Origin of the sequence: Streptomyces sp. NPDC052236 (assembly GCF_044548015.1) — a bacterium.
Classification (GTDB): Bacteria; Actinomycetota; Actinomycetes; order Streptomycetales; family Streptomycetaceae; genus Streptomyces.
This window is the reverse complement of sequence record NZ_JBIUBL010000002.1, coordinates 49,707-75,551: the sequence shown is the minus strand read 5'-3', so window position 1 is coordinate 75,551 and position 25,845 is coordinate 49,707. Positions and strand designations below refer to the sequence as shown.

Sequence of the window (25,845 nt, the reverse complement as noted above, 5' to 3'; positions counted from 1 at the left end):
GGAGGACGCCATGACCAGCACCACCAGCACCTCACCCTGGGAAGAGCTCGTCACTTCGGCCCTTCTGGGTACCGACCGCCGCACACCGCCGGCGGATGCCATGACCGCGGGCAAGGACGCGCCGACCGCTCTGCTGGACGCCGCGGCGCTCCATACCGTACGACGCAGAGCGGGACTGCTGCCCGCGCCTGCCGCCGCCCGCCCGGAGCCCGCGCCGCACGACACACGCCCCCAGCTGCCGGCACCCGCCCGGCGACGGCTGGCGCAACTGCTGGCCGACCGGTCCGCCCCGTCCGCCGGGGGGCGGCGCGGTACGGCACCGGATCTGACGGAGCTGCTCCCGCAGTGGCTCGCCGCGGCCAATGAGCACGGGTATCAGGCGCCGCCTTCCGTACTGCCCGCGCTGCTGGACGCGTCCCGGGCGCGTACGGATCTGCGGCCACAGGCCCTCGCCTTCGCCGGGCCGCGCGGCCTATGGCTCGCCCGGCTCAACCCGGAGTGGAAGTTCGCGCTGCGGGGGGCTTCCGGGGGCTCCACGCTTCCGGCCGCGGAAGACGCCGAGGCGGTCCGGCGCCTGTGGGAGGAGGGGCTGTTCGCCGAGCGCGTCGCCCTGCTGGGCGCGGTGCGGGCGCGCGACGCGGGGGCGGCGCTGGCGCTGCTGGCCGGAACATGGTCCACGGAGCGTGCGGAGGACCGGCTGATGTTCCTCGACTCGCTGCGCAGGGGACTGTCCGACGCGGACGAGCCGTTCCTGGAACGGGCCCTGTCCGACCGCAGCCGCAATGTCCGCGCCACGGCGGCCGAGCTCCTCGCGGCGCTGCCGCGCTCGGCGCTCGCCGGGCGGATGGCGGCGCGGGCGGCGTCGTGCGTCGGCCTGGACCGCAGCGGGGACGCGGGCGGGGCGGCGATAGCGGTGGAGGCGCCGCACGAATGCGACGCCGACATGCAGCGCGACGGGGTGGCGGCGAGCCCCCCGTCGGGCCGGGGCGAACGGTCCTGGTGGCTTGGCCAGCTGGTGGAGGCGGCCCCACTGTCCACGTGGCCGGACCGGCTCGGCGGGCGTACGGCCGAGGAGCTCGTCGCGCTGCCCGTCACCGACGACTGGCGCGACGAGCTGCACGCGGCGTGGTGCCGGGCGGCGGTGCGCCAGCGGGACCCGGAGTGGTCCCGCGCCCTGCTCGGCCCGCCCGGGACCCCACCGGATACCGGTCCCGGCACGATCTCCCTGGCCGAGAGGTCAAAACTGCTCACGACGCTGCCGGAGGGCGAGCGCGCGGACTGGGTGGCGGGCTTCATCGCGGCGCACGGACTGTCGGAGGCATTCCAGCTGCTGGGGGTGTGCGCGGTGCCGTGGGCGGAACCGCTGGGCCGGGCGGTGGTCGACGCGCTCGACATCGCGCGGGACGCGGGGAGTTACCCGTGGAGCTTCAGCGGGGTGATGGGCCTGGCGGAACGCTGCCTGGCCCCGGCGGAGGCGACCCGCCTGGAGTCCCTGACGGCGACCCCGGACGAACGGGAGGGGGCGTCGCCGGGGGCGGGGGGCTACTGGTCGGAGGCGTTCCAGCGGATGGTGTCGACGCTGCACCTGCGGGCGGCGATACGGGTAGAACTGGAAGCGGTGGCGGCTCCCCCACCCCGCCCCTTCCCGTAACTGGGGGCTGCACCCCCAGACTGACCCCTTGCCGGAGCGGGCGGCCCCCGGCCTGCGGTGCGGCAGCTTCGCGCCGCGGCAGACGGACTCGGCCCCGCGCGTGCTCCAGCGGCTGCGCCGCGGAGTGGACGGTGCACCCGCCCCTCAGGTACGTGGGGCTGACGCCCAAGGTGCTCCGGCGGCTCTGCCGCAAAGCAAACGGCCCCTGCAAGCGGTCCGGGCGGCTTCACGCCGCGACGCGGTTTGGGCCGTACCACCAAGGAAGGCACGTGCGCCCCCACCCGTCTGCGGCTTGGGGCCACCCGTGGGGATTGGCGGCAAAATCAGGACGACGAAAACCATTGACCTGTATGCCGCCGACCCCGAGGAGTCGGCCCGGAGGGGGCCGGATCCCGCACCGGACAGGAACCCGCACCCCCGGGGCCGAAGCCCGAACCACAAGCGACCCGCCCCGGACTGGGCAACCCGCACCCGTGCCCGAGACGCCCGCGCTGGACCGGCCACCCGCACACGCCAAGCGCCGCGCCGGAAGCGTTACGCCTCTGCGGGCTCGCGAACGTTCGCGTTGACCCAGTCAACGATCGACGCCGTCGTCGCGCCCGGCGTGAAGATCTCCGCCACGCCCAGCTCCTTCAGCGGAGCAATGTCCGCCTCCGGGATGATCCCGCCGCCGAAAACCTTGATGTCCTCCGCCTCGCGCTCCTTCAACAGCTCGATCACCTTCGCGAAGAGCGTGTTGTGCGCACCCGAAAGGATCGACAGCCCAATCGCGTCCGCGTCCTCCTGAATCGCCGTGTCCACGATCTGCTCAGGAGTCTGGTGAAGGCCGGTGTAAATGACCTCCATGCCCGCGTCCCGCAGGGCCCGCGCGATCACCTTCGCCCCACGGTCATGGCCGTCGAGACCCGGCTTGGCCACCACCACACGGATCGGACCGGTCACACCCATCGCTGCCTCCACACACGACCTGCGCCGCCAAAGTGAACGAACGTTATCTACAGCATCGCTCAACCAGTCGTTTCGCGGAGGTTACCGAGGGGGAAATCACACATGGGACATGTTCGCTACGCATCGCCCCCGCACAACGCGGCGCGCAAGTCATAGCTACAGCCATAAAGACCACCAAAAGGTACATCCGGCCGCCGCCTGGGGACGATCACGAGAGAGCCGCTTCAGGTCCGCCGTAGCACTGTGCATCAGACGCACAACACAGTGCCGCCGCACCTCTTCTCGTTGACCCGACGCGGACATATTGCCGCAAGAGGCTGGTATGAGACCTGAGTGGCCCATGAGGGCACATGGGGGACGGAGCCGTCCCCCGCGCGCCATTTAGGGAGGTCGGCCATGAGGGTTTCACCCCTCTTTCCACTGTTTCTGCGCCCTTTGCGGCATCTACAGCTCTCGGCCGCCCTGTTGCGCGCCACCGCCCTGGAACTGGCGATCCTCGCCGGACATCTGCTCCTCTACCCCTCCGGCCTCACCCATGAGCGCCATGATCCCCACGACGGTCACGACGGCCACGACGGCCACGAGCGCGACAGCCCCGGCCCCGGCCCCGGCCCCAAGCCCGGAAAGGCCAAACTCCCCTCCCCGGCCGCCGCCACCCTGCCGACGCCCCCGGGCCCGTCCCACCCGCCCGTCGTCATGCTCCACGGCTTCGTGGACAACCGCTCCGTCTTCGTCCTGCTCCGCCGCTCCCTCGCCCGGCACGGCTGGCGACACCTCGAATGCCTCAACTACTCCCCTCTGACCTGCGACGTTCGCGTCGCCGCCGAGTTGCTCGGCAACCACATAGAGGAGATCTGCGCACGTACGGGCCATCGCCAGGTCGACATCGTCGGGCACAGCCTCGGCGGCCTGATCGCCCGCTACTACGCGCAGCGCCTCGGCGGTGACCAGCGGATACGCACCCTGGTCACCCTGGGCACCCCGCACTCCGGCACCACTGTCGCCCCGCTCGCGAGCGCGCATCCCATAGTCCGCCAGATGCGCCCGGGCTCGGCGATGATCGAAGAGCTGCGCTCCCCGGCGCCCGGCTGCCGCACCCGGTTCGTGAGCTTCTGGAGCGACCTCGACCAGTTGATGATCCCGGTCGAGACCGCCTGCATCGATCACCCGGACCTCATCGCCGAGAATGTGCGTGTGAGCGGAATCGGTCATCTTGCCCTGCCGCTCCACCCCGCCGTCGCAGCCGGCATCCGGCAGGCACTGGAGTCGAGCGAGTCCGCGGCGACCTCCTCGGGAGCCTTCTCCGTCGCATGACTCAGCGCCAATAGACGTAGAGGGGGATCGAACACGTTTCGAACGTAAGGCCAAGGCTGCCCCCATAGGCCGCCGAAAGGCGGCCGAATGCCCGTTTCCTGATTACCTAAAACCTGCGGAAGATTGTCGCCGTCGCATACTGCCGGGTACAGTCACGCCACGCTTTCCCCTCTGGGGGATGCAGGTCCTGCTGCCGAGGCGAGAGAGAAGTTGGTGACCGACCAGCACGCCCACGCCGGGTACGTCGCATATGACGGGCACACCACCGGCAGCTTCGACATCGACCCGCTCTTCGGTGCCCTGCCGGGCAACTACGAAGCGGGCCAGAGCGGTCAGTACGACTCCACCCAGTGGGACACCGGCTCTCACCAGACCACCGGTTATGACACTTACGCGGCGCAGCAGCCGCAGGAGTTCGCGCAGTACGACACCACCGGCCAGTACGACGCCACGGGCCAGTGGGACGCAAACGCCTGGAACCAGACCGCGCAGACCGGTCAGTACGAGACCGCCGCGGCCACCTTCGCGTACGAGACGGACACGAGCACCGGCACCTACGACGCCACCGCCTGGAACACGGGCACGGGCACCGGCACCGGCGCTGAGGCAGCAACCGCCTTCGTACCGCAACAGTTCACCCCTGAGCACGAGTTCATCCCGGAAGTCGGCTACGAGGCCGGTTACGAACCCGGGTACAAGAGCGGGTACGAGAACCCGACCGAGTTCCAGCCCGCGGACTACCCGCACGAGTTCGAGGCCGAACACGAACACGAGCAGGAACCAGAGCAGGCGCCGGAAGCGGAAGCCGAGTTCGAGCCCGAACACGAACCTGGACTCGAGCCGGAGACTCTTACCCCCGTAGCGCCCGTCACCCCCTACCCCGTCCGCCGTTCCGGCGGAAGCCGAGGCCGCCGCCGTACCCCCGCGAAGCGCTCGGCACTCCTCACCGTCGCCGTGCCCTCCGCCTGTGTGATGGGCGTGGCCGGTATCGCCGCCGCGTCCGTCGGTGGTATCGCCGCCGACGACGGCGAGAGCAAGGCCGGCGTGACCACCCTGACGGCCGCCGACCCGTCCTCAGTCAAGCCGGTCGCCGCCAACAACAAGATCGATACGCAGCTCGCCGCGCTCAGCGCCGACGCCCGCGACTTCGGCGACCGCGCCTCCCGCACTCAGGAACGCCTGGATCTGAAGGCGCGCCAGGACGCGGACAAGAAGAAGCGCAAGGATGCGGCCGAGCGCCTGGAGAGGCTGCGACCCAAGTTCGTCCTGCCGGTGGCGCAGGAAGGCTTGAGCGCCGGCTACGGCCAGGCCGGGGTCAACTGGATGTCCGTGCACACCGGCATCGACTTCCCCGTCTCGTACGGCACCGAGGTGCGCGCCGTGACCGACGGCACCGTCCGTACGCAGTGGAACGGCGCCTACGGAAACATGGCGATCGTGACCGCGCCCGATGGCACCGAGACCTGGTACTGCCACCTGAGCAGCACGAGAATGCGCTCCGGTTCGGTCAAGGCCGGTGACGTCATCGCGTACTCCGGCAACTCCGGCAACTCCACCGGTCCGCACCTCCACTTCGAGGTACGGCCCGGCGGCGGCTCGGCGATCGACCCGCTGGCGTGGCTTCGCAGCCACGGCCTCGACCCGACGTAACCGCGGATCCGGACCGGAGAACCAGCCGACCGGAGGACCGGACCGGGGAAGCCCGGCCGATCCGTAGCCGGTCGGTCGGTCCGTAGAACCCGGCTCAAGACGCGGCGCCGGGTGTCGTCAGAGCTTCTCGACCGGCGCGTACCGCAGCAACAGCCGCTTCGGCTTCGGGTCCCCGAAGTCGACCGTCGCCTGTGCGTCCGCTCCCGACCCCGTCACCTCCACCACGGTCCCCAGACCGAACTGGTCGTGTGTGACCCGGTCCCCCACCGACAGCGCCAGCACCGGCTTGTCGCTCGCCCGCCGCGTGGCGAAGCCCGAAGCCCCGCCGCCGCCCCTGCCACCCGACCGCGACCGCGAGGACGACAGCGACGACGCGATACCGGACGTCGGACCGGCGGGCGCGGCCATCGGGCCCGTCCGCTTCCACTCCAGGTGCTGGCCGGGGATCTCCTCCAGGAACCGCGACGGCGGGTTGTACGCGGGCTGACCCCACGCGCTGCGCATCGACGACCGCGTCAGATACAGGCGCTCGCGGGCGCGTGTGATCCCGACGTACGCCAGCCGGCGCTCCTCCTCCAGCTCCTTCGCCTGCCCGAGGGCTCGCATATGCGGGAAGACGCCGTCCTCCATGCCGGTCAGGAACACGACAGGGAATTCCAGCCCCTTGGCGGTGTGCAGGGTCATCAGGGTGATGACACCGGAGCCGTCCTGGTCCTCGTCGGGGATCTGGTCGGAGTCGGCGACCAGCGCCACCCGCTCCAGGAATTCGGCGAGGGTGCCGGAGCCCTCCTCCTCACCGCGCTCCTGCTCGAATTCCAGCGCCACCGCCGCCAGTTCCTGAAGGTTCTCGATGCGGGTCTCGTCCTGCGGGTCCGTCGAGGCCTGCAGCTCGGCGAGGTAGCCGGTCCGCTCCAGCACGGCTTCCAGCACCACCGCCGGGCCCGCACCGGAGTCGACAATCGTGCGCAGCTCCTCCATCAGCACGTTGAAGCGCTTGACGGCGTTCGCGGAGCGGGCCGCCATGCCGTACGCCTCTTCGACGCGGCGCAGCGCCTGCGCGAAGCTGATCTTCTCGCGCAGCGAGAGCGCGTCGATCATCGCCTCCGCGCGGTCGCCGATGCCCCGCTTGGGGACATTGAGGATGCGGCGCAGCGGGACGGTGTCCTCGGGGTTGGCGAGCACGCGCAGATACGCGAGGACATCGCGGACCTCCTTGCGCTCGTAGAAACGCACTCCACCGACGACCTTGTACGGCAGCCCGACCCGGATGAAGATCTCTTCGAAGACGCGGGACTGGGCGTTCGTACGGTAGAAAATGGCGACGTCACCGGCCTTGGCCTCGCCCGCGTCCGTCAGCCGGTCGATCTCGTCGGCGACGAACTGCGCCTCGTCGTGCTCGGTGTCCGCGACATAGCCGGTGATCTGCGCGCCCGCGCCCGCGTTCGTCCACAGGTTCTTGGGGCGGCGGCTTTCGTTCCGCTCGATGACGGCGTTGGCGGCGGAGAGGATCGTCTGGGTGGAGCGGTAGTTCTGCTCCAGCAGGATCGTGGTCGCGTTCGGGTAGTCCTGCTCGAACTGGAGGATGTTGCGGATGGTCGCGCCACGGAAGGCGTAGATCGACTGGTCGGCGTCGCCGACGACGCACAGCTCGGCGGGCGGCAGGTCGTCCTGACCCGTCCCCACCAGTTCGCGTACGAGTGTGTACTGAGCGTGGTTGGTGTCCTGGTACTCGTCCACCAGGACATGCCGGAAGCGCCGCTGGTAGTGCTCGGCGACGTCCGGGAAGGCCTGGAGCAGGTGGACGGTCGTCATGATGATGTCGTCGAAGTCCAGGGCGTTGGCCTCGCGCAGCCGCGCCTGGTACATCCGGTACGCCTCGGCGAGCGTCTTCTCAAAACCTCCCCCAGAGCCTTCGGCCTGGGAGGTGCCCCCAGCAGCCTGGTCGGCGAAGGCCTCCTCGTCGATCAGCTCATTCTTCAGATTCGAGATCTTCGCGCTGAAAGCCTTCGGGGGGAACTTCTTCGGATCAAGATCCAGATCGCGGCAGACCAGGGCCATCAGGCGCTTGGAGTCGGCCGCGTCGTAGATCGAGAACGACGAGGTGAAGCCGAGCCGCTTGGACTCCCGGCGCAGGATGCGGACGCACGCGCTGTGGAAGGTCATGACCCACATGGCCTTGGCGCGCGGGCCGACGAGCTGCTCGACGCGCTCCTTCATCTCGCCCGCGGCCTTGTTGGTGAAGGTGATCGCCAGTATCTCGCCGGGGTGGACGCTGCGGGTGCCCAGCAGGTGCGCGATCCGGTGGGTCAGGACGCGGGTCTTGCCGGACCCGGCGCCGGCCACGATGAGCAGGGGCGCCCCGGTGTGTACGACGGCGGCGCGCTGCTCGCTGTTCAGCCCCTCCAGCAGGGCGGCGGGGTCCACGACGGTGCGCGGGGCGCCGTCGCGGTGGTACGGGTCCCTGGCAGCAGGCACGTCGAATGCGCCCTCGAAGAGATCGTCCGGGATCTTCTCCGGGGCGGCCGAGTCCTCGGGCGGTGGCGGAGGGTGCTCCGAACTGTGCTGGAGGTCCGCCAGGAAGCTGTCGTCAAAGAGGCTGCTCATCGCTTTACGAGTCTAGGCCGCCGGACTGACAACTCACGCCGCATTGGGGTACGACGCCGAGGACGCGCACCGTAACCAGTCACGACGCCGGGTAATCCCAAACATAGGTCACGAAAATGTATCGGGCATATCGGCCATCAACCTTCACAACAGCCACACGCATTGGCTAGCGTGCTCGACCAGACGGCCTGTACCCCCATGGCGACCCCCGCCAACCGGGCCGTCTGCGCTGAATTCGGGCTTCTGCTAAGGAAGTTCGGAACCGGGGACCCACCATGCACAACCGGGGTGAATCGGACCATACCCCTATGGTCCGTAGGGCGACCTTCCGTTCCGCCCGAACCCGTCAGCTAACCCGGTAGGCGGTTCACGGAAGAAGGAGATGTCGACCTTGTCGTCGCATCGCAAAATGCGTCCCCGTACCGGAGCCCCCGGAATGACAGGACTGCGCACCAACACCCCCGCCGTCGGGTTCACGACGGCGGCCCTCGCCTCCGTCACCCTGCTCTCGACGCAGAGCGCCGATGCCGCACCCGCCGAGCCGAAGCCATCCGTCGAAGACGTGCAGAAGAAGGTCGACGACCTGTACCGGCAGGCGGGCTCCGAGACCCAGAAGTACAACAAGGCGAAGGAAGCCACCGACGGGCAGCGGCGCGAGGTCGACCAGCTGCTGGACGACACCGCGAAGCGTACGGAACAGCTGAACGAGTCCCGGCGCGCCCTGGGCACCTTCGCCGCCGCCCAGTACCGGACGGGCGCGGTCACCCCGACCACCGCGCTGCTCTTCGCGGACAGCCCACAGGCATACTCCGACCAGACGCAGCTGATGGACCGGGTGACCGACCGGCAGCGCGGTGTCGTTGAGGACTACGAGGCCCAGCGGGCCGCCGCCGCCAAGCAGCGCGCCGAGGCCACGAAGAGCCTGGATGCGCTGACGCGCTCGCAGCAGGCGCTGCGTACGAGCAAGCAGGCTGTCCAGTCCAAGCTGAGCGAGGCGCGCACGCTACTGTCGCGGCTCACCACGGAGGAGCGGGCACGGCTCGCGGCGATCGAGCGCGCGCGGGAGGCAGAGGCCCGCCGCAAGGCCGAGGCCAAGGCCAGGGAGGAAGCGGAGGCCGAGCAGCGCCGCCAGGCTCAGCAGGAGCAGACCACCGGCACGGCCACGGACACCGGAATCGGCACCGGCACCGGCACCGGAATCGGCACTGCCGAGGACGGCACCGCCACCACCGAATCCGCCAAGGTTGTGGCCTTCGCCCGCGCGCAGACAGGAAAGCCGTACGTCTGGGGCGCGAGCGGGCCGAGCTCGTACGACTGCTCGGGGCTGACCCGGGCCGCCTGGAAGGCGGCGGGCGTGGATCTGCCGCGCACCACCTGGGACCAGGCGAACGTCGGCACGCGCGTCGAGACGAAGGACCTGATCCCGGGCGACCTGGTCTTCTTCTACGACGACATCAGCCACGTCGGCATCTACATCGGCGACGGCAAGATGATCCACGCGCCCAAGCCCGGGACGAACGTCCGCGAGGAGTCGATCTACTACATGCCCATCTACGGCAGCGTGCGTCCCGCCTGAGCTGTTTCACCGCTGGTGGGCGGGGACGGGACGGACGACCGGTGGTCCTGTCACGTCCAGAGCGTCGCGATGAAGATGTTCGCGACCGTCAGCCCGCCCACCGCGCCGAAGAGCGCCTTCTCCACCCGCTCCTGATCTCGTTTGACGTACACCAGACCCAGGATCACCACCAGCAGCGCCAGCTTGACGCCGATCTTCGCGCCGCTCACCGTCTGGTCGTCGGCCCTGTTCAGACCCACCAGCGCGAAGCCCGTGATCAGCATCGTCAGCGCGCCGTGCAGCATCGTCGGAGTGAAGCGTGCCGTGCCCGCGCCCATCGCCTTCAGTTGGGTGAGGTAGCCGCCGAGCAGCGCCGCGATGCCGATGATGTGCAGGGCGACGAAGGCATTGATCAGTAAGTCCATGGGGCGGAGCCTAACGGCCGCTCCTGGCCTGCGGTGCCGGAATCAGATATGCGGGTTCATCTGCCGCGTCAGCCATGTGAACGCGTACGGCAGCTGCCTGCTCCACACCGGCGTCACATGCCCGCCCGTCGTCGCCCGTACGTCCACCACCGTCGGCGGCTTGGCGGCGTGCTTCAGCGCGAGCCCCGGCTTGTACCCGTCCGCCCCCTGTCCTGTCACCAGCAGCGATACGCGCGGCGGGGTCTTCGCCGACTTCAGGATGTTCAGTACGTTGTGCTCGCGGCGCAGCACCGGGTCCTTGGCGGTGAGCGAGCCGGGCTCGGCGGCCGGGTCGTTGTAGCCGGAGAGGCTGACGGCCGCGCTGTAGCGGTCGGGGTGGGCGAGAGCCAGTTTGGCCGCGCCGTGCCCGCCCGCCGAGTAGCCCACGATGGCCCAGCCGGCCGGGTCCAGGGAGACCCGGAAGTTGTCGGCGACCATCTTGCGTACGTCGACGGTCAGCCAGCTGTCCGCGTTGACCTTGCCCGGTATGTTCGCGTATCCGGTGTCGTGGTCGCCGAGCATGGTGCGGGGCGCGACCACGATGAACGGCGCGACCTCGCCCGACTCGATGAGCGGCTGGACCCGCTTCTGGAACTTGAGCGTCCGGAACCAGTTCTTCGAGGAGCCGGGGAAGCCGGCGAGCACCTCGACGACGGGGAACTTCTTGCCGCGGTACGCCGGGTCGTCGTACTGCGGCGGCAGCCAGACGTACACCTCGCCCCGCACCCCCGAAATGGCGCCCTTGAGCTCGGTGCGCCGCAGCCCGCTGCCGAGCGAGGGGTCGCGGATGCTCTCGAACTTCTGGACCACCTTCGGCAGCGAGGCCAGCGTCTTGCCGCCGGTGCCGTTCGGACCGAGGTCCGCCGCCGCTTCGACGTGGTCGGACGTGCCGAGCAAATCGCCCCAGCTGTCGTACAGGCCGTTGGCGTTGTTGACCGCCACGAACACCACCAGTACGGCGGTGGCCTGCGCGAAGAGCACCATGAGCAGCCGGCCGGCGCCCCGCACCACGGCGGGCCCGCGCAGCCGGCTCCACAACAGCAGCGGCAGCAGAACGGCGATCACGACCAGCACGATCGTGATCACGAAGAAGGTGGTCCCCGTCAGATTCATCACGCACTGCAAGAGGAGAACAGGGCACGTCCGGTTGCCCGGCTATATACCGGTTACCTCACAACTGGGCAACAGGACATGGACAGCGACAGGACTAGACAAGGCGACGGGCGGTCGCCCATCGGGTCAGTTCGTGCCGGTTGGAGAGCTGGAGCTTGCGCAGCACCGCCGAGACATGCGACTCCACCGTCTTCACGGAGATGAACAGCTGCTTCGCGATCTCCTTGTACGCATAGCCGCGCGCTATGAGCCGCAGAACTTCCCGCTCCCGCTGGGTGAGCCGGTCCAGGTCCTCGTCCACCGGCGGCGCGTCCGTCGAGGCGAACGCGTCCAGCACGAAGCCGGCCAGCCGCGGCGAGAAGACCGCGTCGCCGTCCTGTACCCGGAAGATCGACTCCACCAGGTCCGTACCGGTGATGGTCTTGGTGACATAGCCGCGGGCGCCGCCGCGGATCACCCCGATCACGTCCTCCGCCGCGTCCGAGACGGACAGCGCCAGGAACCGTACGGCATTCTCGGGGGCGGCCATCAGCGGCGCGCAGCGACGCAGCACCTCCACCCCGCCGCCGCCCGGCAGGTGCACGTCCAGCAGGACGACCTCGGGGCGGGTCGCCGTGATGACGGTGACCGCCTGGTCGACGTCGGCGGCCTCGCCGACCACCTCGACGCCCGTACGGTCGGTCTCCCCGATCTCTGCCTGTACCCCGGTCCGGAACATCCGGTGGTCGTCGACGAGCACGACCCGCACATGCCGCCCGGTGGTCTGTGAACCAGCCTCGGTTTCGGTCATTCGCTCGCCCTCTCCATCTCCAGCTCGACCTCGGTGCCCCCGCCGGGAACCGAGCGCAGTCGTGCCGTTCCGCCGTTGCGCTGCATCCGGCCGATGATCGATTCTCTTACGCCCATACGGTCCTGGGGAACCGCGTCCGGATCGAATCCCGGTCCCCTGTCCCGTACGGAGACGAAGACTGTGCGGCCCTCGACCTCCGCGAATACCTGCACGGCACCACCCTCGCCACCGTACTTGGCCGCATTCACCATTGCCTCGCGCGCGGCCTGCATCTGCGCGGACAGTTTCTCGTCGAGCGGGCAGTCGCCGACGACCACGACCTCCAGCGGGACGCCGTGCTTGTCCTCGACCTCGGCGGCGGACTTCTTCACGGCCTCCGCGAGGGTGTCGGGCTCCTCGTCCTCGTCCTTGCCGTTGCCCTCCGGTTTGTAGAGCCAGTTGCGCAGCTCGCGCTCCTGGGCGCGGGCGAGACGGCGCACCTCGCCCCCGTCGTCGGCGTTCCGCTGTATCAGCGTGAGGGTGTGCAGTACGGAGTCGTGGACATGCGCGGCGACCTCGGCACGCTCCTGGGCCCGGATCCGCATGGTCCGCTCCTCCGAGAGGTCCTGCGTCATCCGCACCAGCCAGGGCCCCGCGAGCAGGGCGACACCGGCGATGACGGCGATCGCCGCGGTCAGTACGTTCCCGAGCTGGGCCGCCGAGCCGCGGACCACCATGAAGACGGTCAGGCCCATGCCGACGAGGGCCACACCCGCCAGCGCCCGGCCCAGCTGCAGCAAGCGCCGGCGGTGGCCGACCTGGCTCCAGCGGGCGCGGCGGGCATTGTCCGTCTGCCGCCACACCAGCACCACACCGGCGCCTATCAGCAGCGTCGGCCAGACATAGCGGTTGGTGCTGCTGCCCACGTTGATATTGGCGATGAAGATCGCGACGCCGATGAACAGGGTGACCATCGCGAAGAGCTGGCCCTTGTCGGGCTTGCGCAGCCTGCGCCTGCCGTCGGGGGTCGTCTCGAAGACGGAGCGCGGCTCGGTGGCCCGGCCCCCGACGCCGAGGGGTACGACGATCCAGAAGACCGCGTACAGCAGCGCGCCGAGGCCGTCGGCCATGAACAGGCCGAGGAAGACCAGCCGTACCCAGAAGACGGGCAGTCCCAGATGCCCGGCAAGACCGCGCGCCACGCCGCCGAGCATCCGGCCGTCGGCGCTGCGGTACAGCTTGCGCAGCGGCAGTTCCTCCGGCGCGGGGGCGCGGGAGGAACCGACGGGCCGGGATGTGACGACTGGCATGCCTCGATCGTCACACGTGGGTGCGGGCCACGTATCAGGGTCGCCCCTGATCGGCCCCCTAATCCGTCCCTGACAACCATTCCTGAAAGCGTAAGGCGATATCAGGGAAGGTCCAGGGTCGGCGTGGGTGCCATCACGGCACGGCGCCCGTCACCATGGACGTATGACTCAGCCGACCCAGCCGCCGACGGCTCCGCCGCAGGCCGCGCAGCAGAAAGCGCAGGCTGCCCGGGGGCAGAACGCCCCGGCGCCGCCCGAAGCGCAGCAGCTGCGCCGCATCCCCCGCCAGAAGGTGGTGGCCGGTGTCTGCGGCGGGCTCGGCAGGTACTGCGACGTCGACCCGGTGATCTTCCGGATCGTCATCGGTGTGCTCTCGGTGACCGGCGGCATAGGTCTGATCTTCTACGGCTTCGCCTGGCTGCTGATCCCGTCGGAGGACGAGGAGGAGAACGAGGCGCGCAGGCTGCTGTCCGGCCGGGTCGAGGGCGCGGCCCTGTCCGCCGTGCTCCTCGCCCTCATCGGCTGCGGCCTGTTCCTGACGATGCTGAGCAACGGCGGGACGCTCGCCTTCGCCGCGCTGCTCTCCCTCGCCGTCGCGGGCTCCGCCGTGTGGTCGCAGCGCCGCCGGATCGTCACGCCCGACGGCGCACCGCTGGACGCGGCGACGGCGCACGCGGTGGCGGAGGCCCCGCCCGAGACGAAGGCGCCGCCCGCGCCCGACCGCCCCTCGTGGTGGCGCGATCCGATCGTCAAGGACGGCACGACAGGCCCGGTGCCGACCGGCTATCTGTGGGGACCGGAGGACGCGGCGGCGGCTGACGTCATACCGGCCATACCGGGCCCGGGCCCCCGGCCCGCGCGGGCGGTTCCCCGCCGTCCCCGCGGCCCGCGCCCGATCGGCGGCGTCGTCTTCCTGCTCGCGCTGATCGCGGGCAGTCTGGGCACCGGGATCAGCTGGGACAGCCATCCGCTGGGCACGAGCCTCCAGATAGGCCTGGTCTGCGCGCTGGCGGTGTTCGGCCTGGGTCTGCTGATCTCCACGGTCCTCGGCCGCACCGGCTTCGGCACGATCATGCTGACGGTGCTCACGGCCGTGCTGCTGGCGGGCGCCGCGGCGCTGCCCAAGGACATCAGCACCCAGTGGGTCCGTACGGACTGGAAGCCCGCTTCGGTCGCCGTCGTCCAGCCGCGGTACGAACTGGGCTCGGGCGTCGCGACCCTCGACCTCTCCGCGATCACCGTCCCCGAGGGCCGGACGGTGACGACGCGGGCGGAGGTCGGGGCGGGTCAGCTGAAGGTCGTCATACCGAAGGACGCCGAGGTGAAGCTGCGTGCCCAGGCGGGCCTCGGTGACATCCGCCTGCCCGAGGACGCGGCGAACGACATCGACGTCTCCCCCGATCAGGACCGGCGGCGGACGCTGCCCGCGCCCGCCGGCGCGAAGCCGGGCGGCACACTGGAACTACGCCTCGAAGTAGGCATCGGACAGGTGGAGGTCACCCGTGCCGCGTCATGAATCCGGCAGTGAATTCCGCAACGAGTTCCGCAACGGGCACGGGGGGAACGGGCGGGAATCCCGGTTCCTGCATGACTTCCGGCCGGGCAGACTGATCGCGGGTCTCGCCGTGCTCACCACGGCGCTGCTCTACGCGGGTGACGCGGCGGGCTCCTGGCAGACACCGTGGTACGTGGCGTTCCCGGTGGTCTTCGGTGGTCTGTTCCTGTCCGGGGCGGTGAGCTGGACGCACTACCGCATGCGGCGTCGCCGTTCCGCCATCAGCGCGTCGAGCGAGAAGTACGAAGCGCCCGCGAGCACCAGCGGCAGCCAGGCGATCATGTAGATGAGGTCGTTGCCGTAGTAGTACGGGTCGCTCGCCCAGCTCACGGTCAGCCACAGGCTCAGCGAGATGAGCGCCCCGCCGAGGGCGGCGAGCCGGGCCAGCAGGCCGACCAGAGTGCCGATGCCGACCGCGAGTTCACCCAAAGCGATGCCGTAGCCAAAGCCTTCGGGGCTCTTGAGCGCGAGGTCGACCAGGGCGGTAACGCCCGCGGAGTCGTGCACGCCGCGCATCAGATCGCCGACGGAGCCGGTCCCGCTCGCTGCCATGAACTGACTGTCCGTGAGCTTGTCGATGCCCGCGTAGATGAACGTTACGCCGAGGAAGAGCCGCAGCGGCAGCAGGGCGTAGTGGCTCGCCATGTCCTTCCAGCCGCCGCGCCTGCCACCGTCGAGCGATCCGTATTCAGGTGTCGTCCTGTATGTGCTCGTCATCCTGGACCCGCCTTCGATTTGGCCGTCAACCACCATACGTATACCGAAAGCCCGCCGCTCACCAGCGCGTGACTCTGTGACAACAGAGCTAACAGTGCTGTATGAGTCGGTGAAATGTGAAGAAGCGCGTCATCAACCCGACGGCCATTCCGTCACTTCGATGAGGCAGCGGTTGCTCTCCATGCCCGCTGCCGTCACCACTTGGATGTCCACCTGCCCCGGCTCGACTTCCACCGGGACCGGCACGGTCAGCATGGTGTCCGTCGGGTTGGCGAAGCCGCCGGGGACCGGGATCAGCGGCACCTGGACATGGACGGCGCCGATGCGCACGATCATTCGGGTGAGCCGGTCGGGTTCGCCCGCGCCCGGCGGGACGAATCCCACGCCACGGATCTCGATGTTGTCGCCGGTACGGATCGGGGCGTCCAGCTCGCCGGGCTCGCGGGCGCGTACGACCGAGAGCACCAGGGGCCGCCCGCCCTCCGCGTACTTCGCGGCGAAGTACGTCGCCGCCGAGACCGCGACCAACAGCGCGAGCCCCCATGGCAGATCGGGCAGCCGCTCGGGCCGGCGGGCGAGCCGTACCAGCGCGAACGTCACCGCGGCGGCGCTCACCAGTACGTACTGCGTATCGGCGAAGCTGCCCCGGCCGGAGTCGTCGCAGAGCAGATCGGCCAGGCGCGGACGGTCGGCGCGCAGCTTCTGCAGCCGCCGGGTCAGCAGCCGTACGGCGACCACGCGGCGTACGGCGACGGTGATCGCGCACACGAGCGCGAGGACGAAGAGCATGCCCCCGCCACGGGCAAGGCCGAGCCCCTCGATCAGGGTGTCGCGGCGGGCGGCGGAGGAGGCCCACGCCAGTTGGAGGGCCATCACCAGCAGCGCGAAGGCGAGGAACAGCACCCAGGTGGCGGCGACCGCGCGCGAGGTGGAGATCCGGTTGTCCTCGCCGGTCACCGGGGCGAGCAGGCCACTGCGGGAGCGGTGCAGGTGAGCCGCGCAACTCAGCAGCGCGCCCACGGTGAGCGCGGCGAGCAGCCCGGCCGTACGAGCGCCGGTCCAGCCCGCGCCGATCGCGGTCACCGTCTGCCCGAGCGTCAGGGCCACGACACTCGCCCAGACGGTCAGCAGCGAACGCCGCCGGACCTGCTGGAGCCAGGCCTCACCCGCGGCGCGGCTGCGGTCGGCCATGGCGCGGGCCGACTGGGTCAGTTCGTCCGAGACCCACTGGCGCGAGGCGCCCGGCGAGTACGCGACGGCGGCCGGGAGGCCGTTCCCGGCGGCCAACTGGTCCCGTATGGCGATGAATTCGGCCACTGCCTGCCGGTGCGCTTCGCGCGCCCCGTGCGTACACGCGTCGCACTGTTCCGCTTCTTGCACCGTCATGTCCGATGTCGCCTTCCCCGTCGAACCGCACTGACTGAACTTCCCTTGCGAATCCGGGGAATTGTTCCCTACGGGAGGGGCGCCAGACCTGGCGATGCAGGCCACGGTGGGTGAACGTGCGCCCACCGCGTTGACGGTCGGCCACCGGGACCCGGGCCAGGACCCGGGCCAGGACCTGGACCAGGACCTGGACCTTGACGTGCGCCCGGACCTGGCTACCGCAGCAGTTCCGGCTCGTCGCGGCTGATCTGCCGCCACAGAGGCTGGTAGTTGATCCATGCGACCAGATCACTGCCGAGCTGCTCGCGGGTGGCGACCGCTTCCTGTCGCTCGATCAGCACCGGTTTGCCCGCCGCGCGCGCCGCGAGCTGCACCTGGGCGCACCGTTCCATGGAGATGAACCACCACGCCGCCGCGTCGACCGAGTCGCCGACGGTCAGCAGCCCGTGATTGCGCAGGATGACGGCCTTGTACGCGCCGAGAGCGCCCGCGATCCGCCGCCCTTCCTCCTCGTCCACGATCACCCCGGTATACGCGTCGACCAGGGCATGGTCCTCGTAGAAACCGCACGCTTCCTGTGTGATCGGCTCGATCAGCTCACCGAGCGCGGCCAGCGCCCGCCCGTGCAGAGAGTGGGTGTGCGCGACGGCGACGACCTCGGGCCGGGCGCGGTGGACCTGGGCGTGGACGGCGAACGCGGCCTGATTGACGTGGTAGCTGCCGGCGACGACCTGCCCCTCGCCGTTGGCCAGGACCAGGTCACCTGCGGTGACCTGCGCGAACGGCACCCCGAAGGGGTTAACCCAGAAGCAGTCGGGGAACTCGGGATCGCGGGCGGTGATGTGACCGGACACCCCGTCCTCGTATCCGAAACGCCCGAACAGCCGCAGCGCCCCGGCGAGCCGCTCCTTGCGGTACGCCCGCTCGTCCACGACGGATTCGTGTACGGGGGGCATGGCGAAGCGGAGCTGGTCGAGGGGGACGGGCGAGGGCATCTCGGTCATGGGACGGAAGCTACCTTCGAGTACTTCAACTGACCAGAGGCTTCACGCGCCTCGTACGGCTTCCCCGGTTTCCGCGCCGTCCAGCAGAATGCGGGGATGACCGAACAGACGGCCCCACCCCCGCTGCCCTCACCGCTGATCGGCCTGCTCGGCCTCGAACCGCATGTGGAGGGCGGCTGGTTCCGGGAGACCTGGCGGACGGCGGGCTCGACGACCCCGCCCGGCTACGGCGGCCCACGCGCGTACGCGACCGGTATCTACTTCCTGCTGCACCCCGGCGAGAGCTCCCGCTGGCACCGGGTCCACTCCGACGAACTCTGGCTCTGGCACCGCGGCGGCCCGCTCCACCTGCGCCTCGGCTCCACGGGCGAGAGCCCTGCCGAGGCGCCGACGACGCTGACCCTGGGCCCGTCCGTGGAGTCGGGCGAAGCGCCCCAGTTGCTGGTCCCGGCGAACACCTGGCAGTCGGCGGCTCCGGCGGGCGACGAGCCGGTGCTGGTGACGTGCGTCGTCGCGCCGGGCTTCCACTACGACGACTTCTCGCTGGCGTGAGCCTCGCGCCTATAGGTTGTCGATCTCGGCCAGGTCGATGTCGACGGTGAAGGGAACGGAGAGCTTCAGCCGGTCGTGGTGGATTCCGGCGAGGCCGTACGCCTTGGTCGCCGGGTCCAACTCGTAGACGTACACGACAGGGCGGCCGTCCTCACCGCGCTCCACCCGCCAGAAGTGGGCGATGCCCCCCTGGGCGTAGATCTGCGGCTTACGCTCGCGGTCGCGCTTCTCTGAGTCCGGGGAGACCACCTCGACGGCAAGGATGACGTCCTTGGCCTGATAGTGGGTCTCCTCCGAGCCCGTCACCGCGTCCGCGCGGATCACCGAAACATCGGGCTCCGGCCCCTGGCGCTTGTCAACGACGACAGTCATCTCCCGCCGCACCCTGAGATCCGCAGGGACTGTCGTGCGAAGCCCTGGCACCAACAGGTCCATTGCAAGGCTGTGGAAACTCCTCTGCGGACTCACGAAAACCAGGCTCCCGTCGATCAACTCCGTATGCGGCGGGAGGTCGGGCAGCGTCAGCAGGTCGTCCACGGTGTAACCGTCCTGCGGCGGCACCGGCCAGGGGTGCGCGATCTCAGCGGTCATGGTTCCTCCCATGGACGGGATTCCGGTCCGTACGGCCAGCGTACCCAGCCGATACGACAACGCCGCCGCCCAAACGAATGAGCGACGGCGTCGATGTTGACCTGCTGGCTAAAGAGAGGTCACTCCCACTCGATCGTGCCCGGCGGCTTGCTGGTCACATCCAGCACCACCCGGTTCACATCCGCGACCTCGTTCGTAATGCGCGTCGAGATCTTCGCCAGCACGTCGTACGGCATCCGTGTCCAGTCCGCCGTCATCGCGTCCTCGGACGAGACGGGCCTGAGCACGATCGGATGCCCGTACGTACGCCCGTCGCCCTGCACGCCGACGCTGCGCACATCCGCGAGCAGCACGACCGGGCACTGCCAGATGTCCCGGTCCAGGCCCGCCGCCGTGAGCTCCTCGCGGGCGATCGCGTCCGCCTCGCGCAGCAGCTCCAGGCGCTCGCGCGTGACCTCGCCGACGATACGGATGCCGAGCCCCGGGCCCGGGAAGGGCTGGCGCTGGACGATCTCGTCCGGCAGGCCGAGCTCCTGGCCGACCATCCGGACCTCGTCCTTGAACAGCTTGCGCAGCGGCTCGACCAGCTCGAATTCAAGGTCTTCCGGCAGCCCGCCCACATTGTGGTGGGACTTGATGTTGGCGGTGCCGGTGCCGCCGCCGGACTCGACCACGTCCGGGTAGAGCGTGCCCTGCACGAGGAAGGCGACGGCCTCGCCGCCCGTGGCCTCCGCCACGATCTCGGCCTGGGCCTGCTCGAAGACCCGGATGAACTCGCGGCCGATGATCTTCCGCTTCTCCTCCGGGTCGGATACCCCGGCGAGAGCGTTCAGGAAGCGGTCGGCGGCGTCGACGACCTTCAGCTGGACGCCGGTCGCCGCGACGAAGTCCTTCTCGACCTGCTCGGTCTCGCCCTTGCGCATCAGGCCGTGGTCGACGTACACGCAGGTCAGCTGGGAGCCGATGGCCTTCTGCACCAGCGCGGCCGCGACCGCGGAGTCCACGCCGCCCGACAGCCCGCAGATGGCGCGCTTGGTGCCCACCTGCGCGCGGATCAGCGCGACCTGCTCCTCGACCACATTGGTCGCGGTCCAGGTCGGCTGGATGCCAGCGCCGCGGTAGAGGAAGTGCTCCAGGACCTGCTGGCCGTACGTGGAGTGCATCACCTCGGGGTGGTGCTGGACGCCGTACAGCTTCTTCTCGTCGTTCTCGAAGGCCGCGACCGGTACGACGTCCGTGGACGCGGTGACGGTGAAGCCCTCGGGGGCGGCGGAGCAGGCGTCGCCGTGGGACATCCACACCGGCTGCTCGGCCGGGGTGCCCTCGAAGAGGGTCGAGCCGGGCTTGGAGACATGCAGCGGCGTACGGCCGTACTCGCGCGCTCCCGTGTTGTCGACCTGCCCGCCGAGCGTCGTCGCCATCAACTGGAAGCCGTAACACATGCCGAAGACGGGAACCCCGGCCTCGAAGATCTCCGGGTCCAGGCGGGGGGCTCCCTCCTCGTACACGGAGGACGGGCCGCCGGAGAGGATGATGCCCTTCGGGTTTTTGGCCAGCATCTCGGCCAGGGGCATCGTGGAGGGGACGACCTCGCTGTAGACCCGGGCCTCGCGGACGCGGCGGGCGATGAGCTGTGCGTACTGCGCGCCGAAGTCGACAACGAGGACGGTGTCCGGAGCGCTGCTGTCGGGGGCGGCGGAGGGTGCTGCTGGCACGGGTGGCGGCCTTCCGGCGATGGGAGGGGGTCGGTGTCTCGATTCTACCGGCGCGGCAGGGCGGCACTCGTCTCACCATCCGAACGCCACCTTGGTCACGACAGGGCGGCCGGTCCATACTGGGGCCATGGCTCAGCACACGACTTTCGTCTTTACCTATGGCACCGGCCCGTCCGGCTGCTGTGGGTTCGTCGGTTGTGCTGCTTTGAGCCACTGACAAAGGACTTCCCCAGACGCCCCGGGCCGACAAGGCCCGGGGCGTCTGTCATTTCCGGGACTTGCCGCTCCGGGGCCCGCCGCCCCGACCGCCCCGACAAGGAGCCCTCTCATGACTGCGACCACCGGCATGGCCACCACTGGCGTCGCCGACACCGGAGCCCGTACCGACGAGGCCGCCGCCCTCATCGGCGGCGCACGTGAGCGCATCGACGCCCTCGACGACCGCATCATTGGTCTCATCCAGGAGCGGATCGCCGTATCGGCGGTCATCCAGGAGGCCCGGATCTCCTCCGGCGGACGCCGGGTGAGCCTGTCCCGCGAGATGGAGGTCCTCGCCCACTACCGCGACGCGCTCGGCAAGCCGGGCACCTCGCTGGCGATGACGCTGCTGGAGCTGTGCCGGGGCCGTATCTGAAGCCTTTCGCCCCGCCGCCCCCGCTGGGAACGCGTTCTGCCCTGCTACGGACCTGAGTTCGGGCGCGCCCTCACCCGTACGCCACGTGACCGCGCGCGCCGGGGCTTCGTTGGTCCCGTTGTCCGTGTCAGCCAGGGGCGGGCCTGAAGGAAACCACGCGTGGCTCCGCTGGGGCGTGTGACGTACCGCAGGTGCGTCGTGGGACCTCGCCCCGGCGCGCGTGACCGGTCGGCAGGGGACAGCCGACTCGGTCACTCCAAGGGCGGTCGGCTTCCGGGGACGCCCGGGGCCGACCGCATCCGATCCACATGGTTGCGCATGCCGCAGCCCATCCACCACGATGCAAGCACGCGCGGCTCCTCCGCGCGACCGTACTGCCAAAGGTCGATACCACTCGCGCGCCCCTGGCGCGCCGGGTCGGTGACCCTCCCCCGCGCGGCGCAACCCCCCGGTGCCGCGCCTCGGCACCGGCGCCTGCCCTGTCGTCGGTGCTGCCCCGCTGAGGGCCTCGCGGACCGTGCGTCCGCGGGGCCCTCAGCTCTTTTCTGACGCTTTTCTGAGCTTTTCTGAGCTTGATCTTCCCTGTGAGGGCATGTGACGGGCGCCACATAAGGAATCCGTCAGTCCGGGGGCAACCATTCGCCGCGGTCAGGGGTCAACCATGCGCAACAACAGCCACATCCGTGCCGCTCAAAGGCACCCATAGGGCAAGAGAGGCGCTGCGCTCGGAGGGGGGTGCAGCGCCTTTCTCCTGCCCGGCGCTTCTGTCCGGCGCTTCTGTCCGGCTCTTCTGTCCGGGCCGGTCCGGCCGGTCGGTCCGGCTACTTCTTGGGCGGGACCACGGGGATCCCCAGGAACGGCAGCTTCAGCGCGCCGAACGCCGTCTCCGGAACCGCCGGTGACTTCGGTGCCACCGCCGCCAGCCGTTCGTACGTCTCTCCCTGGTCCGGGCGCGTGTCCTCCGCGCCCCTGTTGGGCCAGAACGACATCGCCCGCTCCGCCTGCGCCGTGATCGTCAGCGACGGGTTCACGCCCAGGTTCGCCGAGACCGCCGCACCATCGACAACCGAGATGCCCGGGTGGCCGTACAGCCGGTGGTACGGGTCGATCACCCCCTGCTCCGCGTCCGCGCCGATCGGGCAGCCGCCCAGGAAGTGCGCGGTCAGCGGCATGCCGACGAGCTCGCCGACGTTGCTGCCCGGGAAGCCGTTGATCTCCTCGGCGAGGAAGGAGGCGGCCCGTGTCGCCTCCTCAATCTGCTGGGGATTCGGGGTCCCGTGGCCCTGGCGGGCGGTGAGCAGGCCCTTGCCGATGCCGCCCGGTTTGCGGTACGTCGTCAGGGAGTTGTCCAGGGACTGCATGACCAGTCCGATGATGGTCCGCTCCGACCAGCGGCGGTTGGAGAGGGAGCGCAGCAGCAGCACGGGGTGGCGGCCGACGTTGCCGAGCCAGCCGAGCACGCGCCGGCCGCCGTACGGCACCTGGAGGATGGAGAGCGAGCCCATCGCGTTGGAGCCCTTGCCGTACCGGACGGGTTCGATGTGGGTGTTCTCGTTCGGGTGGATCGACGAGGTGATGGCGACGCCCCGCGTGAAGTCGACCCGCTTGGCGCCATGCCGCTTGGCGCCGTGCCGTTTGCGGTAGCGGCGGTCGGTGGTCTGCGCGCCCACGAGCGCTTCGGAGTTGGTACGCGTCAGCTCGCCCAGCCGGGGCGAGATCCGCGGCAGCAGTCCCCGGTCCTTCATGGTGTGCAGCAGGGTCTGGGTGCCGTAGGTGCCGGCCGCCACGACGACGTACTGGGCACGCAGCACCCGCGGCGTCGCCCTGCGCCTGTCGGTGGGGACGGCGGAGACCCGGAAGCCGCCCGCCGGGTCTTCCCTGACCGCGGCCACCGTCGTCATCGGGTGAATGACCGCCCCGGCCTGCTCGGCGAGGTGGAGGTAGTTCTCGGTGAGGGTGTTCTTCGCGCCGTGGCGGCAGCCTGTCATGCACTCCCCGCACTGGGTGCACGCCCTGCGGGAGGGGCCCGCGCCCCCGAAGTACGGGTCGTCGGCCGAGCCGCCGGGTTCCGCCCTGGACGTGCCGTCCGCGTCCTTGCCGTCGCCGAAGAAGACGCCGACCGGCGCCACATGGAAGCTGTCGCCCACCCCCATCGCCTGCGCCGTCGCCCTGAAGTGTTCGTCGGAGGGCGTCATCGTCGGGTTGAGCCGTACGCCCAGCATCCGTTTGGCCTGGTCGTAGTACGGCATCAGTTCCGACTTCCAGTCGGTGATGGACGCCCACTGGCGGTCCTCGAAGAACGCTGTGGGCGGTACGTAGAGGGTGTTGGCGTAGTTGAGCGAACCGCCGCCGACGCCCGCGCCCGCCAGCACCGCCACCTTGCCGAGCAGGTGCACGCGCTGGATGCCGTACAGGCCGAGCGCGGGCGCCCAGAGGTAGTTGCGCAGATCCCAGGAGTTCTTGGGCAGGGTCTCGCGGGTGAAGCGGCGGCCCGCCTCCAGGACCCCGACCCGGTAGCCCTTCTCGGTGAGCCGCAGCGCTGAGACCGAGCCGCCGAAACCCGAGCCGACGACGATGACGTCGTAGTCGTACGCGGAGTCGCTCTGTTTTTGGGCAGGGGATACCTGGGGCATGGCTCTCCTCACGCGAAAAGTCCGTGATCTAACGCAGGCGCAGGGCCTTCATCGCCTTCAGGCTGAGGTTCATGAACGCCGCGTACTTCTCGTCGTCCATGCCGAAGGCCGGTCCCAGCGGCAGCAGCCGCTGCTGCGCGACGGTCTGGGCCTCGGTGTACTTGAGGATGCCCTCCGAGCCGTGCCGCCGGCCGAGTCCGGAGTCCTTCATGCCGCCGAGCGGGGCCCGGACGCTGCCGTACGCAGCGGCGTAACCCTCGTTGACGTTGACCGTGCCGGAGTCCAGCCGGGCGGCAATGGAGCGGCCCCGGCGACCGTCCCTGGTCCAGACGCTGGCGTTGAGTCCGTACGGGGTCGCGTTGGCGCGCTCGATCGCCTCTTCCTCGTCGCGGAAGCGGTAGATGGAGACGACCGGGCCGAACGTTTCCTCCTCACAGACAGCCATCGGGGCCTCGACACCGTCGAGGATGGTGGGCTCGTAGAAGTAGGGGCCGACGTCGGGACGCGCACGGCCGCCGGCCAGCACCTTGGCTCCCTTGCCCACCGCCTCGTCCACATGCCGGACAACAGCGTCCAGTTGGCGGGCACCGGCGAGAGAGCCCATTCCCGCGCCGTACGCGAGGGCGGTACCCAGCGGCAGGGCCCTGGTGCGGGCGGTGAACCTCTCCAGGAACGCGTCGGCGACCGACTCGTGGACGTACAGCCGCTCGACGGACTCGCAGAGCTGTCCGGCGGAGGCGAAACAGGCACGCACCGCGCCCTCGGCCGCCTTGTCGAGATCGGCATCGGCCAGGACGAGCATCGGGTTCTTGCCACCGAGTTCGAGGGAGACGCCGATCAGCCGGGCGGCGGCGCGCTGGGCCACGTCCCGGCCGGTCGCGGTCGAACCGGTAAAGGACACGTAGTCGGCGTGTTCGACGACGGCCGGGCCGATGACGGGGCCCTCGCCGAGCACGATCTGCAGGACGGCCTCGGGCAGCCCGGCCTCGATGAGCAGGTCACGGGCCCACAGGGCGGTGAGCGCGGTCTCGGTGTCGGGCTTGATCACGACGGAGTTGCCTGCGGCGAAGGCGGGCAGGGAGTCAGCGGCGGAGAGTGCGAGCGGGTAGTTCCAGGGCGCTATCAGACCCACCACGCCTTTGGGCCGGCGCAGTTCGGCGACCCTGGTCAGGACCGGGATGGCGCCGGTGTGGCGCTTGGGCGCGAGATACGCCGGGGCCTTGCGGCCGTAGTGGCGCGCGGTGAGGGCGACCTCCTGCACTTCCTCGTGCGCGTGCAGGCGTGCCTTGCCGGTCTCCAGCTGGATGAGGTCGAGTATTTCCGCCTGGCGCTCAAGGACCAGGTCGTGGAAGCGGAGCAGTACGGCGGCGCGGGCGCGGGCGGGGATGGCTGCCCACGCGGGCTGCGCGGCACGGGCGCGGCGGAAGGCCTCCGCCACGTCCGCGGGGGTGGACTCGGGCAGGTCCGCCAGCTTCTCCCCGGTGAAGGGGGAGTGGTTCACGGTGCGGCCGGAGCCGACCACGCCGCGGACGAGCTGGGCGACCACCTCCGGCGTAACCACGTCCGCGGCGGTGCGGGCACCGGCCGGAGCGGCGGCTGTCGGGTTGGCGCGGGGGGCGGCGGGAGCAGCTGGGGCGGCGCTGGCCTGCGAGTCCGTCATGGGGGCGAGAGTATTCCGCG

The 25,845-nt window shown here is 70.0% G+C and carries 21 protein-coding genes and 1 riboswitch; of the genes, 8 read left to right on the top strand and 13 right to left on the bottom strand.

All coding sequences use genetic code 11. The features are described from left to right. Window positions 1–10: 10 nt before the first annotated feature. On the top strand, window positions 11–1,651 hold the full coding sequence (locus ACIHCQ_RS04275; protein ID WP_399657793.1) for a DUF5691 domain-containing protein: 1,641 nt from the start codon (window positions 11–13) through the stop codon (window positions 1,649–1,651). 534 nt (window positions 1,652–2,185) lie between these two features. Here ACIHCQ_RS04275 and ACIHCQ_RS04270 read toward each other — a convergent pair. After that, complete coding sequence (locus ACIHCQ_RS04270; protein ID WP_399657791.1) at window positions 2,186–2,599, bottom strand: cobalamin B12-binding domain-containing protein; 414 nt, start codon at window positions 2,597–2,599, stop codon at window positions 2,186–2,188. A 396-nt stretch (window positions 2,600–2,995) separates the two neighbouring features. On the opposite strand from ACIHCQ_RS04270, the gene ACIHCQ_RS04265 reads away from it, so the two are divergent. Further along, window positions 2,996–3,913, top strand: a complete 918-nt coding sequence (locus ACIHCQ_RS04265) for a lipase family alpha/beta hydrolase (protein WP_399657789.1) — start codon at window positions 2,996–2,998, stop codon at window positions 3,911–3,913. A 213-nt stretch (window positions 3,914–4,126) separates the two neighbouring features. After that, window positions 4,127–5,563, top strand: a complete 1,437-nt coding sequence (locus tag ACIHCQ_RS04260; RefSeq protein WP_399657787.1) for a M23 family metallopeptidase — start codon at window positions 4,127–4,129, stop codon at window positions 5,561–5,563. A gap of 117 nt (window positions 5,564–5,680) precedes the next feature. On the opposite strand, the gene pcrA is transcribed toward ACIHCQ_RS04260, so the two are convergent. Next, window positions 5,681–8,167: a DNA helicase PcrA gene (gene pcrA, locus ACIHCQ_RS04255; RefSeq protein ID WP_399657786.1), complete on the bottom strand. Its 2,487-nt coding sequence runs from the start codon at window positions 8,165–8,167 to the stop codon at window positions 5,681–5,683. A 217-nt stretch (window positions 8,168–8,384) separates the two neighbouring features. Beyond that, window positions 8,385–8,547: riboswitch (cyclic di-AMP (ydaO/yuaA leader) on the top strand. A 2-nt stretch (window positions 8,548–8,549) separates the two neighbouring features. On the opposite strand from pcrA, the gene ACIHCQ_RS04250 reads away from it, so the two are divergent. After that, entirely contained in the window at window positions 8,550–9,743 is a 1,194-nt protein-coding gene (locus ACIHCQ_RS04250; RefSeq protein WP_399657783.1) for an NlpC/P60 family protein, read from the top strand. 50 nt (window positions 9,744–9,793) lie between these two features. Here the strand turns inward: ACIHCQ_RS04250 and ACIHCQ_RS04245 are convergent, their stop codons facing one another. From ACIHCQ_RS04245 to ACIHCQ_RS04230, 4 genes are all read right to left on the bottom strand, one after another. Continuing rightward, on the bottom strand, window positions 9,794–10,147 hold the full coding sequence (locus ACIHCQ_RS04245; protein ID WP_399657781.1) for a hypothetical protein: 354 nt from the start codon (window positions 10,145–10,147) through the stop codon (window positions 9,794–9,796). Window positions 10,148–10,189: 42 nt separating this feature from the next. Continuing rightward, complete coding sequence (locus tag ACIHCQ_RS04240; protein ID WP_399657780.1) at window positions 10,190–11,299, bottom strand: alpha/beta hydrolase; 1,110 nt, start codon at window positions 11,297–11,299, stop codon at window positions 10,190–10,192. A gap of 94 nt (window positions 11,300–11,393) precedes the next feature. Then, complete coding sequence (locus ACIHCQ_RS04235; RefSeq protein ID WP_399657778.1) at window positions 11,394–12,089, bottom strand: LuxR C-terminal-related transcriptional regulator; 696 nt, start codon at window positions 12,087–12,089, stop codon at window positions 11,394–11,396. After that, the gene (locus ACIHCQ_RS04230; protein WP_399657776.1) at window positions 12,086–13,378 is read right to left on the bottom strand and encodes a PspC domain-containing protein; all 1,293 of its coding nucleotides are present in this window, start codon (window positions 13,376–13,378) and stop codon (window positions 12,086–12,088) included. Before ACIHCQ_RS04230 ends, ACIHCQ_RS04235 begins: the two co-directional genes overlap by 4 nt. Window positions 13,379–13,541: 163 nt before the next feature. Between ACIHCQ_RS04230 and ACIHCQ_RS04225 the strand changes: the two genes are divergently transcribed. Together ACIHCQ_RS04225 and ACIHCQ_RS04220 are read left to right on the top strand one after the other, a co-directional pair. After that, entirely contained in the window at window positions 13,542–14,894 is a 1,353-nt protein-coding gene (locus ACIHCQ_RS04225) for a PspC domain-containing protein (RefSeq protein WP_399657774.1), read from the top strand. Next, window positions 14,881–15,219 carry a hypothetical protein gene (locus ACIHCQ_RS04220; RefSeq protein WP_399657772.1) on the top strand — a complete coding sequence of 113 codons (339 nt, stop codon included), beginning with the start codon at window positions 14,881–14,883 and terminating at the stop codon, window positions 15,217–15,219. The genes ACIHCQ_RS04225 and ACIHCQ_RS04220 overlap by 14 nt, the downstream gene beginning before the upstream one ends. Here ACIHCQ_RS04220 and ACIHCQ_RS04215 read toward each other — a convergent pair. The 3 genes from ACIHCQ_RS04215 to ACIHCQ_RS04205 all read right to left on the bottom strand — a co-directional run bounded on the left by ACIHCQ_RS04215 (window position 15,126) and on the right by ACIHCQ_RS04205 (window position 18,040). Then, window positions 15,126–15,650: a DoxX family protein gene (locus ACIHCQ_RS04215; protein WP_399657770.1), complete on the bottom strand. Its 525-nt coding sequence runs from the start codon at window positions 15,648–15,650 to the stop codon at window positions 15,126–15,128. The genes ACIHCQ_RS04220 and ACIHCQ_RS04215 overlap by 94 nt on opposite strands. Before the next feature lie 132 nt (window positions 15,651–15,782). Continuing rightward, entirely contained in the window at window positions 15,783–17,036 is a 1,254-nt protein-coding gene (locus ACIHCQ_RS04210) for a hypothetical protein (RefSeq protein WP_399657768.1), read from the bottom strand. A 215-nt stretch (window positions 17,037–17,251) separates the two neighbouring features. Further along, window positions 17,252–18,040 (bottom strand): class II aldolase/adducin family protein, encoded by a 789-nt coding sequence (locus ACIHCQ_RS04205; RefSeq protein ID WP_399657766.1) that lies wholly within the window; start codon window positions 18,038–18,040, stop codon window positions 17,252–17,254. Between the two features lie 96 nt (window positions 18,041–18,136). On the opposite strand from ACIHCQ_RS04205, the gene ACIHCQ_RS04200 reads away from it, so the two are divergent. Further along, window positions 18,137–18,592, top strand: a complete 456-nt coding sequence (locus ACIHCQ_RS04200) for a cupin domain-containing protein (RefSeq protein ID WP_399657764.1) — start codon at window positions 18,137–18,139, stop codon at window positions 18,590–18,592. A 9-nt stretch (window positions 18,593–18,601) separates the two neighbouring features. On the opposite strand, the gene ACIHCQ_RS04195 is transcribed toward ACIHCQ_RS04200, so the two are convergent. Together ACIHCQ_RS04195 and guaA are read right to left on the bottom strand one after the other, a co-directional pair. Then, window positions 18,602–19,183: a Uma2 family endonuclease gene (locus ACIHCQ_RS04195; RefSeq protein ID WP_399657762.1), complete on the bottom strand. Its 582-nt coding sequence runs from the start codon at window positions 19,181–19,183 to the stop codon at window positions 18,602–18,604. Window positions 19,184–19,302: 119 nt separating this feature from the next. After that, a complete protein-coding gene (guaA, locus tag ACIHCQ_RS04190; protein ID WP_399657759.1) occupies window positions 19,303–20,898 on the bottom strand; it encodes a glutamine-hydrolyzing GMP synthase in 1,596 nt (531 codons plus the stop codon). A 328-nt stretch (window positions 20,899–21,226) separates the two neighbouring features. Here guaA and ACIHCQ_RS04185 point away from each other — a divergent pair, with 328 nt between their 5' ends. Beyond that, window positions 21,227–21,532 carry a chorismate mutase gene (locus ACIHCQ_RS04185; RefSeq protein WP_399657757.1) on the top strand — a complete coding sequence of 102 codons (306 nt, stop codon included), beginning with the start codon at window positions 21,227–21,229 and terminating at the stop codon, window positions 21,530–21,532. 821 nt (window positions 21,533–22,353) lie between these two features. Here ACIHCQ_RS04185 and ACIHCQ_RS04180 read toward each other — a convergent pair. Together ACIHCQ_RS04180 and ACIHCQ_RS04175 are read right to left on the bottom strand one after the other, a co-directional pair. Beyond that, window positions 22,354–24,165: a GMC oxidoreductase gene (locus ACIHCQ_RS04180; protein WP_399657756.1), complete on the bottom strand. Its 1,812-nt coding sequence runs from the start codon at window positions 24,163–24,165 to the stop codon at window positions 22,354–22,356. Window positions 24,166–24,193: 28 nt separating this feature from the next. Continuing rightward, a complete protein-coding gene (locus ACIHCQ_RS04175) occupies window positions 24,194–25,825 on the bottom strand; it encodes a succinic semialdehyde dehydrogenase (RefSeq protein WP_399657754.1) in 1,632 nt (543 codons plus the stop codon). Window positions 25,826–25,845 lie beyond the last annotated feature (20 nt).

What these genes read in the sequence shown, in the direction of transcription:
- ACIHCQ_RS04175 (WP_399657754.1), bottom strand. Translation starts at nt 25,825, where the DNA reads ATGACGGACTCGCAGGCCAGCGCCGCCCCAGCTGCTCCCGCCGCCCCC.
- ACIHCQ_RS04215 (WP_399657770.1), bottom strand. Translation starts at nt 15,650, where the DNA reads ATGACGAGCACATACAGGACGACACCTGAATACGGATCGCTCGACGGT.
- ACIHCQ_RS04230 (WP_399657776.1), bottom strand. Translation starts at nt 13,378, where the DNA reads ATGCCAGTCGTCACATCCCGGCCCGTCGGTTCCTCCCGCGCCCCCGCG.
- ACIHCQ_RS04265 (WP_399657789.1), top strand. Translation starts at nt 2,996, where the DNA reads ATGAGGGTTTCACCCCTCTTTCCACTGTTTCTGCGCCCTTTGCGGCAT.
- ACIHCQ_RS04180 (WP_399657756.1), bottom strand. Translation starts at nt 24,165, where the DNA reads ATGCCCCAGGTATCCCCTGCCCAAAAACAGAGCGACTCCGCGTACGAC.
- ACIHCQ_RS04250 (WP_399657783.1), top strand. Translation starts at nt 8,550, where the DNA reads ATGTCGACCTTGTCGTCGCATCGCAAAATGCGTCCCCGTACCGGAGCC.
- ACIHCQ_RS04235 (WP_399657778.1), bottom strand. Translation starts at nt 12,089, where the DNA reads ATGACCGAAACCGAGGCTGGTTCACAGACCACCGGGCGGCATGTGCGG.
- ACIHCQ_RS04205 (WP_399657766.1), bottom strand. Translation starts at nt 18,040, where the DNA reads ATGACCGAGATGCCCTCGCCCGTCCCCCTCGACCAGCTCCGCTTCGCC.
- ACIHCQ_RS04185 (WP_399657757.1), top strand. Translation starts at nt 21,227, where the DNA reads ATGACTGCGACCACCGGCATGGCCACCACTGGCGTCGCCGACACCGGA.
- ACIHCQ_RS04225 (WP_399657774.1), top strand. Translation starts at nt 13,542, where the DNA reads ATGACTCAGCCGACCCAGCCGCCGACGGCTCCGCCGCAGGCCGCGCAG.
- pcrA (WP_399657786.1), bottom strand. Translation starts at nt 8,167, where the DNA reads ATGAGCAGCCTCTTTGACGACAGCTTCCTGGCGGACCTCCAGCACAGT.
- ACIHCQ_RS04210 (WP_399657768.1), bottom strand. Translation starts at nt 17,036, where the DNA reads ATGACGGTGCAAGAAGCGGAACAGTGCGACGCGTGTACGCACGGGGCG.
- ACIHCQ_RS04200 (WP_399657764.1), top strand. Translation starts at nt 18,137, where the DNA reads ATGACCGAACAGACGGCCCCACCCCCGCTGCCCTCACCGCTGATCGGC.
- ACIHCQ_RS04245 (WP_399657781.1), bottom strand. Translation starts at nt 10,147, where the DNA reads ATGGACTTACTGATCAATGCCTTCGTCGCCCTGCACATCATCGGCATC.
- ACIHCQ_RS04240 (WP_399657780.1), bottom strand. Translation starts at nt 11,299, where the DNA reads ATGAATCTGACGGGGACCACCTTCTTCGTGATCACGATCGTGCTGGTC.
- ACIHCQ_RS04195 (WP_399657762.1), bottom strand. Translation starts at nt 19,183, where the DNA reads ATGACCGCTGAGATCGCGCACCCCTGGCCGGTGCCGCCGCAGGACGGT.
- ACIHCQ_RS04275 (WP_399657793.1), top strand. Translation starts at nt 11, where the DNA reads ATGACCAGCACCACCAGCACCTCACCCTGGGAAGAGCTCGTCACTTCG.
- ACIHCQ_RS04270 (WP_399657791.1), bottom strand. Translation starts at nt 2,599, where the DNA reads ATGGGTGTGACCGGTCCGATCCGTGTGGTGGTGGCCAAGCCGGGTCTC.